Source organism: Leucobacter weissii (assembly GCF_017565745.1).
GTDB classification, from domain to species: domain Bacteria; phylum Actinomycetota; class Actinomycetes; order Actinomycetales; family Microbacteriaceae; genus Leucobacter; species Leucobacter weissii.
The window spans coordinates 174664-187537 of sequence record NZ_JAGDYM010000003.1 but is presented as its reverse complement, the minus strand read 5'-3'; the positions used below and the strand labels follow the sequence as shown (position 1 = coordinate 187537).

Here is a 12874-nt window from a genome sequence, read left to right as displayed (position 1 = left end):
GCGCGGCCTACTTGCCCTGGTTCTTGAGCCGCGAGGCGGCGCGCGCCCGGGAGGTCGCGTCGAGCTCGACCTTGCGGATGCGCACGGCGTCCGGGGTCACCTCCACGCACTCGTCCTCGCGCGCGAACTCGAGGCACTCCTCCAGCGTCAGCTGGCGCGGCGGCGTCATCGACTCGAAGGAGTCGGCGGTCGCGGAGCGCATGTTCGTGAGCTTCTTCTCCTTGGTGACGTTCACGTCCATGTCCTCGTTGCGCGAGTTCTCGCCGATCACCATGCCCTCGTAGACCTCTTCGGTGGGCTGCACGAAGAACGTCATCCGCTCCTGCAGGTTGATGATCGCGAACGGGGTCGCCACGCCGGCGCGGTCGGCCACGATCGAGCCGTTGTTGCGGGTCACGATGGGGCCGGCCCACGCGTCGTAGCCGTGCGAGATCGCGTTGGCGATGCCCGTGCCACGGGTGATCGTCATGAACTCGCTGCGGAACCCGATGAGCCCGCGCGAGGGCACGATGAACTCCATGCGCACCCAGCCGGTGCCGTGATTCACCATGTTCTCCATGCGGCCCTTGCGCGCGGCGAGCAGCTGGGTGATCGCGCCGAGGTGCTCCTCCGGCGTGTCGATGGTGAGGTGCTCGTAGGGCTCGTGGGTCTTCCCGTCGACCTCCTTGGTCACCACCTGCGGTTTGCCGACGGTCAGCTCGAAGCCCTCCCGGCGCATGTTCTCGACGAGGATCGCGAGCGCCAGCTCACCCCGGCCCTGCACCTCCCAGGCGTCCGGCCTGCCGGTGTCGAGCACGCGCAGCGAGACGTTGCCGATCAGCTCGCGGTCGAGGCGGTCCTTGATCATCCGCGCCGTGAGCTTGTGCCCCTTCACCTTGCCGACGAGCGGCGAGGTGTTGGCGCCGATCGTCATCGAGATCGCCGGCTCGTCCACGGTGATGGTGGGCAGCGGGCGCACGTCCTCCGCATCGGCGATGGTCTCGCCGATGGTGATGTCCTCGATGCCGGCGATCGCGACGATGTCTCCGGGGCCCGCCTCCTCCGCGGGATAGCGCGTGAGCGCCTTGGTCAGCATCAGCTCGGTGATGCGCACGTTCTGCACGCTGCCGTCGTGCCGCACCCAGGCGACCGTCTGCCCCTTCTTGATCGTGCCGTGATGCACCCGGAGCAGGGCGATCCTGCCGAGGAACGGCGAGGAGTCGAGGTTCGTCACGTGGGCCTGCAGCGGGTGCTCGTCGTCGTGCTGCGGCGCGGGCACGCGCTCGATGATCGTCTCGAACAGCGGCTCGAGATCCGGGTTGTCGGGCAGCTCGCCGTCGCCGGGGCGGGCGTGGCTCGCGGCGCCGGCTCGGCCCGACAGGTAGACGGTCGGCACGTCGAGCACCGCGTCGACATCGATATCCGGGTGATCCTCCGAGAGGTCGCTGGCGAGCCCGAGCAGCAGATCCTGCGCCTCGCTCTCCACCTCCTCGATCCGCGCGTCGGGGCGGTCGGTCTTGTTCACAGCCAGGATCACCGGCAGGTGCGCCTCGAGCGCCTTGCGCAGCACGAAGCGGGTCTGCGGCAGCGGGCCCTCGGAGGCGTCGACCAGCAGCACGACGCCGTCGACCATCGAGAGCGCCCGCTCGACCTCGCCGCCGAAGTCGGCGTGTCCGGGCGTGTCGACGACGTTGATGACGATGGGACCGCCCGTCGCGTGCGCGCCCTCGTAGGTGATGGCCGTGTTCTTGGCCAGGATCGTGATGCCCTTCTCGCGTTCGAGATCGTTCGAGTCCATCACGCGGTCGTCGACGTCGGCGTGCGCGTCGAAGCTGTTGGTCTGACGCAGCATGGCGTCGACGAGGGTGGTCTTGCCGTGATCGACGTGGGCGACGATGGCGACGTTGCGGAGGTCTGCGCGGGTGGCGAGAGCCATAGGGTGGTTCCTAACGAGTGGAAAACAGGCAGCGTTCGATTCTACATGGCATGAAAAGGTCTGTCGGGCTACCCAGTCGAGCTACTAAACTTCCCCCTGGTCGGTAGGGAACCTGACCGCATTCATGCGGGGCTCGTGGGGCGCGTTCGTAAAGGAGCATCATGTCGTTCAGTCGTGTCGCAGAGATCGTCCGAAACTCAAGACTCGGAAGTATCGCAGTGGCCACCGCCCTGCTGCTCACGGCGAGTCTCGGGGTCGCCCCAGCCTACGCAGAAGAGCCTGCGGAGCAGACCGGAGCGCAAAATGCGCAGGCGCTCGCACCGGGGACGACCTTCACTCGCGTGCTCCAGCAAAGCGCCACTCTGAAGGGTCAGCTCTACTTCATCGCCGACGACGGGGCACGAGGGCTGGAACTCTGGCGCAGCAACGGCACCGCGGCCGGCACGGCGCTGGTGCAGGATCTGACGCCCGGGAGCGGCAGTTCCTTCTCCGCAAGCGAGACCGTGCAGATCGCCGCAACAGACGCCTGGCTCTACGTTCGGGCGAACGGGAAGCTCTACCGCACCAGCGGCACCTCGGGACTGACGCTCATCAACACCGGCGGGCATGCGCCGAGTTCGCTCGCCGCCGCCGGTTCAACGCTCTTCGTGCACCATTCCTCGGGTACCGTCGACACGCATCGCCTCTACCGCGTTGCCGATGCCTCCGCCCAGTACCAGCAGGTTCGAGCGATCAATCGGATCTCCGGTCTCACTACGGCCGGCTCGCACGCATACTTCTCCGCGAGCGAGACGGGCAACGACTTCGAACTCTGGCGCAGCGACGGCAGCGCCGCCGGTACCGTTCGCGTTGCCGACGCGATCCCGGGCACGGCTCAAGGAGTAGACCCGCACAGCATCACGGCGGTGGGCAACCGCGTCTACTTCACCGGTCGCACTGCGACGAGCCCGCTCAGTCAGCTCTGGACGAGCGACGGCACGGCCACGGGTACCCGCATGCTCACGAATTTCACCAATGCGCCACTCACGAGCGCCTTCATCAACAGCTCGTTCCAGGCGGTCGGCAACACCCTGTATTTCACCGCCACAACAGCGAAGCACGGGCATGAGCTCTACACTGCGGTCGGTACGAAGGTGTCGCTCGTGAAGGATCTCACCCCAGGCACGGCTTCCTCTCGGATCAGCCACCTCACCGCCTTCGGAAGCAGGCTCGCCTTCTACCTCGGGGATTCGGAGGGTCGGGGAAAGGCGAGTCAAGAGAAATCTCTCTGGGTGAGCAACGGCACGGCGAAGGGCACCGCGCGCTTCCATTCAGAATCACAAGGCTCGCTCCTCAACGGAGCCGTCGCCCAGGACCTGCCTATTGTCGTAGTCAACGGTCGGCTGCACTTCATGACCCGCGGCGACTACAGCAGTGGCATGTTTGTGCACGGCAAGGGCTACCGGCTCTGGCGTTCGCAGGGGACGGCGGCATCCACCTTTCAGGTCGCGGCACGCTCGTCGGTCCGAGCCCCGCTGTTCATCGGAGCCGCAGGCAGCCGGATCCTCTACATCGCCCCGAGCTCGACCGCGGCTGGTCTTAAGGGCACCGCCCAGTTCTACGACACGAGCACCAAGCCGGCGAGCATCAAGCGACTGAAGTCGCCGCGCATCGTCGGCACCGTGGCGGTGAGCAGCGCATTCAGCCGCTCCGTGAAGGCGCACCCCGGCAGGTGGAGTCGCGGGTCGGTGAGCTACCGTTGGTTGAAGAGCGGGAAAGAGAGCGGCACAGCCCGCTCGATCGCACTGTCACCCGCGGACGCCGGTAAGAAGCTCGTGCTCGAGGTGCGAGTGCGCAGCGTGGGTGCGCCGGATGTCGTGTTCCGCACGAAGGCGAAGCGCGTGCTGCGGACGTTCTCAACGCTCTCGAGTCCGTCGATCATCGGTACGGTGAAGGTCGGGCGCACGCTTACCGCGAGCAAGCCGAATCTCACCCCGCGACCGAGCAAGATCCGCTACCAGTGGTACGCGAACGGCAAGAAGATCAAGCGAGCCGACAAGCGCAGCTTCGTCGTCAAGGCCGCGCACCGCGGAAAGAAGATTTCGGTGCGAGCGACAGCGACAAAGAAGAACTATCTCGCCCACACCACGCGTTCGAAGACGAAGCGGGTGCGCTGACCCGGGCGAGGGGGTGCGCGGGCTGCCGGGCGCGGGGGTGCGCGGGGGATCTTGTCACATGAGCGGCTTCGGAGTGCGGTACGCTTGCCGACCGCACGACGAAGACGCTCCGGAGGGATGAGATCCCCCGCGCACCCCCGCGCCCGGCAACCCGCGCACCTTCACACCCCGCCCGGGCGCTTCGACAGGCTCAGCGACCGGGGCAGGCTCAACGACCGGGGGCAGGCGCTCAGCCCCAGTGGGGCGGGCGGTCCTGGCGCAGGCGGGCGTCGTTCTCCGCCTCCCCGCGCGGCTCCTCGGGCGGGTCGTGCGGCTCGGGATCCGACCCCGCGGGCGGGGGCAGCGTCGCGCGGCGCGGCCGACGCCGATCCTCTGCCCCGCTCCGAGTGCGCCCCGACTCCCCCGGATCATCCTCGATCCTCGCGCAATGGGTCATTTGCGGCCCTTATGCCCGGGGGAAAACGACCACGAGTGACCCATCGCGAGCATCGTCAGGTCAGAAGAGCGTGCCGGTCGGCTGCACCGCGGTGTCGACAGCGTCGGCGGCCGCAGCGTCGTCCGGATCGTCAGCCGAGTAGCCGAGGATGCCCGCGACCCGCAGGGCCACGCGCTCCGGATCCGCGAAGAGGTCGAAGCTGTGCACGCGATGGTAGTGCCAGCCGAGCCGGCGCAGCACCGAGGGCCGCAGGCGCAGCGCCTCGCGCAGGCTCTGCCCCGTGCCGCCGAGGTCGAGGTCGACCGCGATGGCGCGGGTGCCGAGCGACGCCGCCAGCGGGATGACCCCCCGGTAGTCGAGGGCGACCGTGAGACCCATGCGCTCGAGCCGGTCGGCGAGCTCGCCGAGCATCGGGTCACGCTCGGCCGGAAGCGAGTCCGGCTCTGGTGCCGGATGCTCGAGCGCCAGCAGCTCGGCCAGCTCGACCATGCCGTGCTTGATCCTCGCGGTATCGAGATCGGCCGGGCGGAAGCAGCTGACGATGGTCATGGCGCGGCGGGCGCGGGTCATCGCGGTCGCGATCAGCCGCTCCCCGCCGGGCCGCCCGAGCGTGCCGAAGTTCGAGAGCACACGCCCGTGCGGGGTGCGGCCGTAGCCGATGGAGAAGATCACCCGGTCCCGGCTCTGGGCCATCGCCTGCTCGAGCGTGAGCACCGCGAACGGCTCGGCGCGCTCGCCCAGCAGGAACTCCCGGTACTGGGGGAACTTCGAGAAGGCCTGCAGCACCGACTGGTAGGTGCGCACGGCGTGGCGCTCGCTGGCGGTGATGACCATGAGCGACTCGCGCGGGCGCTCGCTCGCGTGCTCGAGGACGAGCTGCACCACCCGCTCGACCTCGGCGTCGGTGCTCTCCACCGCGCCCGTGTGGGGGTCCGGCAGGCCCTGCCCGTTCGGGACGATCTCGAGCTTGATGCTCGAGTGGCCGAGGAAGGTGCCGGCCCACGGCAGCGACACGATCTCCCCGCCGTAGAAGCGGGTGTTCACCAGATGGGTGAGATCCTCGCCGCCGGCGCGATAGCTGCGGGTGAGCGCCAGCTCCGGCAGCACCTGCCCCAGCTGGGCGAACGCGGAACGGGCGTGGAGCACCTCGCGGTCGCTGTGGTGGGGCGGTTCGGCGCCGGGGGCGCGCACCGCGATCTCGAAGGGCGCGGGCGTCTGCGTCACGGCGTCGCCGAAGGCGACCACCTGCCGCGAGCGGCGGATGGCGCCCAGGTTCTCGGCGAGCGTCGTGGCTCCGGCGTCGAGGAGGATCGCGGTGTCGAAGCGCATGGCGTCCGGCAGCTGCGCCACCTCGTAGGGCGACATGACCCACACGGGGGCGAGCACGCCGAGCAGCGTCGGGGCGTCCTCCGCGAGACGCCGCAGCGAGACGCCGCCGCTCCGCAGGATGTCGCGCAGGGCGACGGCCTCCTGCCGCACGTCCGACACCGTCACGCGCCAGGCATCCGCGAGCTTCGCCGCGAGCTGGGATCCGCCGGCGCCGGCGTGCGCGTCGTCGACGAGACGGAAATCGGCTTCGAGGCGCTCCACGACGCCGGTGTTGGCGCTGAGCAGCGACTGATTGGTCTGCAGCATGCGTTCGAGCGCCGACTGCCACCACGCCTGCTCGAGTTCGGCGGCCACCGACTCCGCGGGCACGTGGCGCGCCGAGAGATCGTCCAGGAGCGGCTCGAGATGCGCGGCGCGCAGCCGCTCGACGATCGCCGTGCGCTCCTGGATGTTGTGCAGCACCTCGCTCTCCCGGGCGAGGTCGATGCTCCGCCTCGCGAGGGTCGCGAGCGGCAGCGAGCGGAGCTTCTGGGACTCGTGCTCGTGCCCGAGGATCCGGTCGAGCTCGTCCAGATCCTGGTAGGCGGCCTGGAACGCGGTAGCCACGTCGGCGATGCCGAGCGTCACCTGCGGGCGCGCCCCGGTCACCGTGGAGTAGCGCTGCCAGAGCAGCCGCTGCTGCTGGATCTGCACCAGCCGCGCGTACATGTCGCCCACGTGGACGCCGGGGCGCACGTACTCCCGGGCGAGCTTGCGCAGCCGCTTGCGGTTTCCGCTCGACATCTCCTCGCCGCCGCGCGGCGCGTGCGCCGCGATGACCTCGGTCAGGGAGCGGTCGTAGACCTCGGGCGTGAAGCGGTCGAGGGTCTCGCGGATGCCGAGCAGGAGCCGCAGGTAGACGCCCAGCTCGGCGATCGTCTCGTAGGGGCGCAGCGTGGTCTGCTCGATGGTCTCGTTGGCCATCGAGATCAGCCGCGGCAGCTGCGACTCGGCGAGGTCGACGGCGAGCGCGTAGGCGGATCGCGCGGCCTCGGTGGTGTTGAAGCTCACGCCGTACCAGGGCGAATCCTCGGGACCGTACTGGAACTGGCCGAGCCTGGCCGCCTCGGTGATGTCCTCGGCGATGCTGCTGCGATCGAGCGTCAACTGGCCGAGCGCCTGATCGTCGAGCCGCACGGCCGTGCGGGGCGGGTTCGGGAGCAGCGCCAGGCCGGTGAGCTCGCGCAGGGCCTGCAGCGGCGACACCCCGAAGCGGGGATCCTTCTCGTTCAGCGCGGTCCGGTAGTCGGTCAGCACGCCGCGGAGCCGCAGGAGCGCCTCGTCGACCTCGCGCATCGACTCGGCGGCCGCGGTCTCGTTGCGGCCGATGGCCTCCACGAGGTTGCGTCGCAGCAGGCGGGGGGTGACGGCCAGTCCGTTCAGGCCGACGCGGTTCAGCCGGTGGGCCACGCCGTCGAGGGTGGCGCGCCGCGGCGAGACGACGAGCACGCGCCGATCCGCTCGCGCGAGCGCGCCGATCGCGTTGACCGCAGTCTGGGTGCCGCCCGCTCCGGGCAGGGTGCGGACGACGATGGAGTGCCCGGCCTCGATCTGGGCGAGCACGTCGTCCTGCTCGGCATCGGCGTCGTACAGGCGATGGTCCGTCTCGGGCGAGCGCTCGTCGGGCGCGGGAGCCGTGACCGGGCGGTAGGCGCGGTCGAGCTGGGCGGCGGCCACCTCGCTGCCGCAGATCGCCGCGAGGATCGGGGAGTCCAGCGTGCGGGCGTCCGCCGCCATCCGCCGGGAGACGCCGGAGAACGAGGAGGCCACGAGCCGGGGCTCCACCACGAAGCCGGGCACGCCGACCACCATCTGCCGCAGGCGGTCGATCACCGGCTGGGGCTTGAACACCCCTTCGGACTGCGAGAGCTCGAGCAGCGAGGCGGCGTTGACGGCGATGCCGAACTGCTCGCGCAGCGTCGCCAGGAGCTCGGGGTTGACGCTGGGATGCTTCTTGAGCTTCAGCTCGAAATCCCGCCCGTACCGGCGGATCGCCAGGGGCCGCAGCAGCACGGGGGCGCAGAAGTCCTCGCCCTCGAAGGTCCACTTCGCGATGCCGACGCCGAGGTGCACGGTCTCGAGGCCGCGCACGGTGCGCATCTCGATGGCCTTGTCCGTGACGCGCGCCGCGGCCTGACGCGCTTGGCGCAGGGCGAGGTCGTCGCGGATGAGTGCCGAGAGCAGGATCTTCTGGCCCGTGATGAACTGCGGGAGCCCGGCCGGGTGCGCGTGCGAGAGATCGATGCGGTTCGCCGGATGGTCCTCGAAGTGGGTGAGCGGGCTGCGCCCGCCGATCGCGGCCAGCTCCGCGCGCCAGGTCTCGTGCTCGGCGGCGAAGGAGTCGACCGCGACCACGGCGCCGGTCGCCGCCTCGGGGGTTCCGGAGCCGTCGGGCCGGGGCTTCGGCGCCAGGGCCCCCTCGGTCGCGGGCGCGGCGGAATCGGCCGTCGAGGCCTCCGTTTCGCTCATAGCGCCCTGCTTCCGGCGTCGATCAACACTCCACACACCGCCACACTACGGAAGGACCGCGGAATATCGCGGAATCCGCGCGGTGTTTCGCTGCGGCGCTCAGCAGGATCCCAGCGGATCGCTCACCGGGATCTCACTTCGGCGGCTCGGCCTCCGCGGGGATGGGGGTGGCCACCTCGTGCGTGCCGCGGACCCTCGAGACCAGCGCCATCAGGTGGTAGACGGCGACCGCGGCGATCGTGCCGAGCGCGATGCCGTTGAACACGACGGTGCCGAGCTCGATCGTGAAGTCGGCGATGCCGACGATGAGGGCCACCGCGGCCGGGAACTGGTTGATGGGCTTCGAGAAGTCGACGCCGTTGTCGATCCAGATCTTCACGCCGATGAGGGCGATGAGCCCGTAGAGCGCCACCGTCACGCCGCCGAGCACGCCGGGCGGCACCGAGAAGATGATCGCGCCGACCTTCGGCGAGAAGCCGAGCAGGATCGCGATGACGCCGGCCACCCAGTAGGCGGCGGTGGAGTAGACGCGGGTGGCGGCCATGACGCCGATGTTCTCGCCGTAGGTCGTGGTGCCGGATCCTCCGCCGAAGCCGGCGAGCGTGGTCGCCAGACCGTCGGCGAGCAGGGCGCGCCCGGTGACCGGGTCGAGATCGCGCTTCACCATGAGCCCCACGCTCTTGATGTGCCCGACGTTCTCCGCCACGAGCACCAGCACGACGGGCAGGAACGCGGGCAGGATGCCCCAGAGGGAGGGATCGGCGAACGGGTTGCCGGGCAGGTGGAAGTCGGGCAGCCCGAACCAGGCGGCATCCGCGACCGCATCGAAGCCGACCAGGCCCAGGAGCGCGGCGACGACGTAGCCGACCACCATGCCGAGCACGATGGAGAGACGACCGATGAGCCCGCGGAACAGCACCGTGATGAGCAGGATCGCCGCGAGCGTGACCAGCGCCACCGCGGAGGAGAGCCCCTGGTCGACGCCCGGGTTGCTCGCCGGATCGCCGGTCCAGTTGTTGCGGACGGCGGGCGCGAGGTTGAAGCCGATGAGCGCGACGATCGCTCCCATCACGACGGGCGGCATGAGCGCGTTGATCCAGCCGGTGCCGAAACGGTGCACGATCAGGCCGACGATCGCCAGGAGCACGCCGATCGCGAGGATGCCGAACGATGCGCGGGCGAGATCCCCGCCGCCGGCGGTCGCGGCGAGCACCGGCGCGATGAACGCGAAGGAGGAGCCGAGATAGCTGGGCAGCCGATTGCCGGTGAGCACGAGGAAGAGCAGGGTGCCGAGACCGGAGAAGAACAGCGTGGCCGTGGGGCTGAAGCCCGTGATGAGCGGCACCAGGAAGGTCGCGCCGAACATCGCGACGACGTGCTGCGCGCCGAAGCCGATGGTCTTGGGCCAGCTGAGGCGCTCCTCGGGCAGGACGATCGCGTCCGGTCGGACGCTCCGGCCGTCGCCGTGCCGCTTCCAGCTCCAGGTCGTGGTCATGCGGTTCTCCTCTGAACTCCTCCGCGGCACTCGCGCGGGCGGCCCCCGGCGTGCACGCCGAATACGACTCTAGGGCATGTCCCGACAATCCTCGCCGTCGCGGGCCATGCCCCGGCGGCACGGCCGGGCGGGAGACGGCGGCTACTCCGCGGCGAGGTAGACCTTGCGGATGTGGTCCTCCACGGTCCAGCGCGTGCGGGTGCCCGCGGTGAGGCGCATCACATCGCCGGTCTTCACGTCGACGCTGCGGCCCTCGTCGAGCAGTTCGACCGTGGCCCCGCCGGAGATGACGACGAACAGTTCGTCGATCTCGGTGTCGACCACGGCGCCGTCGCGGAGCTCCCAGATGCCGACCTCGGCTCCGCCGATCGCGCCGAGGTCGATCGCCCCCTGCCGGGGGGAGCCGTGGTCGATCTCCGCGGCGGGCACGGGCTCCAGCGGCACGATCGCGCCGCGGCCGTGCACGACGCCGTTCTGTCCCCCGGGCAGCAGTTCGGTCATGAGTCGAACCCCGCCCGGCCGCTCGGAGCAACGCAGCGCGTTGCGCGGCCGCGGCGCGTGGCCCGGTGACGGGCCACGAGAACATCGCGGTCGACGGAGAGCATCATGAGTCGAACCCCAATCCCACGGCATCGAGCGTCTTCAGCAGCACGTTGCGCCTGCCGTTGTTGTGGTCGGCCTGGTCGAGCGACCAGCGGGTGAGGTTGATGCCGATCGAGGCCAGCGGCTCGGGCGGGAACGGCAGTGGGACGTCCCGCACCATCTCGAGCTCGGTGCGCTCCGTGGTGCGCCCCTCGAGACGGTCGACGATGACGTCGGCGGCGAAGTGGGTCGCCCCCACCCCGAGACCGGTGAACCCGGCCACGTACTGCACGCGTCCGCCGTGCGCCTGCCCCCAGAAGGCGCAGAATCTCGTCGAGGTGTCGATCACTCCCGCCCAGCGGTGCGTGAACTTCACGCCGGCCAGCTGCGGGAAGGTGGTGAAGAAGTGGCTCGCGAGCTTGCGGTGGCTCTCCGGTCGATCCTCGTATTCGCGCTTGATCCGTCCGCCCGGGAAATAGACGGCGTCGTAACCGCCCCAGAGGATCCGGTTGTCCTTGGTGAGCCGCGAGTAGTGGAACTGGTTGGCGCCGTCGGCCAGGCCCTCCCGCCCCGACCAGCCGATCGAGGCGAGCCGCTCGTCGCTCAGCGGTTCGGTCAGCAGCACGTAGTCGTAGACGGGCACGGTGTGGAAGGCGTACCGCTTCAGCAGCGAGGGGAACACGTTGGTGCACAGGGCGACCTTGTCGGCGCGCACGAGGATCCCCTCGGCGGTCTCGAGCTCGATCGCCTCGTCCGGCCGGCCGGCCAGGCGGGTGATCCTGGTCTCCTCGTGGAGTTCGACGCCGATCTCGGCCGCGTGCCGGGCCAGCTCGGCCGCGAGCTTCGCGGGATGCACATTGGCGTTCTCGCGCGGCGAGAACACCCCGCCGAGGAAGGTCGGCGAGTCGATCCGCGCCCGGACGGCATCGGCGTCGAGCACGACGTGATCCTCGTCGGCCGCGTCGATCCCCTCGAACTCGTCGAGCTGGTAGGGCTCGTTGGCGACCGACAGCTGCCCGGTGCGCTCGAAGTCGACGTCGAGCTCGTGCTCGGTCACGAAGCGCTCGATCGCGTCGAGGTTCTCGTGCCCGAGGCGCGCAAGCGCGTCGACCTCGTCGGGCCAGCGGGCCTCGGCGTTCGGTTCGCCGTGGGTGATGCTCGCCTCGCAGAAGCCGCCGTTGCGGCCCGACGCCGCCCAGCCCACGCGCTTGGCCTCGAGCAGCACGACCCGTCGCTCGGGGTGCTCGGTCTTGAGCTTGATCGCGGTCCAGAGCCCGGCGTAGCCGCCGCCCACCACCGCGTAGTCGGCGTTGAGGTCACCGCCCAGTCTCGGATAGCGGGCGGCGCGCTCCGCGACATCCTCGATCCAGAAGCAGGAGAGCCTCGTCTCGGCGAGCGACGCGTCGATGATCGCGTCCGCCGGTCGGTTCTTCTCAAAAACGGTGGGTTCCATGATCCCTATCACTCTCGGTTCGTCGTCGGCTGGGCTTCGGCGCCTATTTCGTCGGCGGCTTCGTGATGGCGCCGGTCGCGAGCCCGACGGCCAGCCCGGCCGGCAGCCAGAGCCAGAACTGCGTGAGCAGGCTGAGCCCCACCCCGACGACCGCGCCGATCGCGAGGCCCAGGAGCACCTGCTTCCTCCGCGCCTCGGGCGACGGCTCGGGGGTGCGACCCCCTCGGGTCTTCGCGTTCATGCCCCCAGCCTATCCCGGGAACCCGGCCGGGGCATGGGCGGATCCCAGGAGATCCCCGGGCACGAGCCCGCGGCCGAGCGGCCGCCGACCCGGGCAGCGGCGTTCCGGATGCGGACGTCCGGGGACTCCCGCGTCAGCGGACGGCCATCGTGCGCTGGATCTTCGAGGTGCCGCGCACCCGCGCCGCCCCGGCCGCGGCGAGCAGCGGCTCGATGCGGTCGAGGATCGCAGGATCCGCGCCGGGCATCACCTCGGCCTCCCACTCCCGCCAGGACTGTCGGCGCCCGCTGAGCTCGTTGGTCGCGCGGACCCGGTCATCGGCGAGCTCGACGAGCTCGGCGCCGGAGTCGCCCCCGACGCGCGCGACCGTCCGCTCGGTGTGCAGCAGCGCGATCCTGCGCAGTCGCTCGAACCCCTGCGCCCCGATGCGCTCGGCGATCTCGGCGCGCAGACCGGCAGGCGGCTGCTCGGAATACGGCCAGAGCAGTTCGCGCGCGCCGCCGTCGCCCTTCTCCTTGAGATGCCAGCCCTCGTCCTTTCCGCCGCGCCGCCGCCGCACGGCGACCCGCAGCCGGCCGAGCGACAGCTCCGGGGTGTCGAAGTATCCGGCCTCCAGCTCGTACCGCTCCTGCGCGCCGAGGACCATGCCGAGCGCTTCGAACGCCGCGGCGGAGGGCAGCTCCTCCGTCGACCCCACCTCGTACTTGCGCTCGATCTCGAAGGACTCGGTGGCGTCGCTGTGGCTCATCGCGTTCAGCA

The 12874-nt window shown here is 70.2% G+C and carries 8 protein-coding genes; 1 reads left to right on the top strand and 7 read right to left on the bottom strand.

The window, feature by feature from the left end; genetic code table 11:
- Positions 1–7 precede the first annotated feature (7 nt).
- Positions 8–1915 carry a translational GTPase TypA gene (typA, locus tag J4H92_RS01770; protein ID WP_208095310.1) on the bottom strand — a complete coding sequence of 636 codons (1908 nt, stop codon included), beginning with the start codon at positions 1913–1915 and terminating at the stop codon, positions 8–10.
- A gap of 218 nt (positions 1916–2133) precedes the next feature.
- Here typA and J4H92_RS01765 point away from each other — a divergent pair, with 218 nt between their 5' ends.
- Positions 2134–4071, top strand: a complete 1938-nt coding sequence (locus J4H92_RS01765) for a hypothetical protein (RefSeq protein WP_208095309.1) — start codon at positions 2134–2136, stop codon at positions 4069–4071.
- 496 nt (positions 4072–4567) lie between these two features.
- On the opposite strand, the gene J4H92_RS01760 is transcribed toward J4H92_RS01765, so the two are convergent.
- From J4H92_RS01760 to J4H92_RS01735, 6 genes are all read right to left on the bottom strand, one after another.
- Entirely contained in the window at positions 4568–8344 is a 3777-nt protein-coding gene (locus tag J4H92_RS01760) for an AAA family ATPase (protein ID WP_243751875.1), read from the bottom strand.
- Between the two features lie 133 nt (positions 8345–8477).
- Positions 8478–9839, bottom strand: a complete 1362-nt coding sequence (locus J4H92_RS01755; RefSeq protein ID WP_208095308.1) for a uracil-xanthine permease family protein — start codon at positions 9837–9839, stop codon at positions 8478–8480.
- Positions 9840–9980: 141 nt separating this feature from the next.
- A complete protein-coding gene (locus tag J4H92_RS01750; protein WP_208095307.1) occupies positions 9981–10340 on the bottom strand; it encodes a cupin domain-containing protein in 360 nt (119 codons plus the stop codon).
- A 103-nt stretch (positions 10341–10443) separates the two neighbouring features.
- Entirely contained in the window at positions 10444–11874 is a 1431-nt protein-coding gene (locus J4H92_RS01745; RefSeq protein WP_208095306.1) for an NAD(P)/FAD-dependent oxidoreductase, read from the bottom strand.
- Positions 11875–11917: 43 nt separating this feature from the next.
- The gene (locus J4H92_RS01740) at positions 11918–12115 is read right to left on the bottom strand and encodes an HPP family protein (protein WP_208095305.1); all 198 of its coding nucleotides are present in this window, start codon (positions 12113–12115) and stop codon (positions 11918–11920) included.
- Between the two features lie 133 nt (positions 12116–12248).
- The gene (locus J4H92_RS01735) at positions 12249–12863 is read right to left on the bottom strand and encodes a CYTH domain-containing protein (RefSeq protein WP_208095304.1); all 615 of its coding nucleotides are present in this window, start codon (positions 12861–12863) and stop codon (positions 12249–12251) included.
- Between the last annotated feature and the right edge of the window lie 11 nt (positions 12864–12874).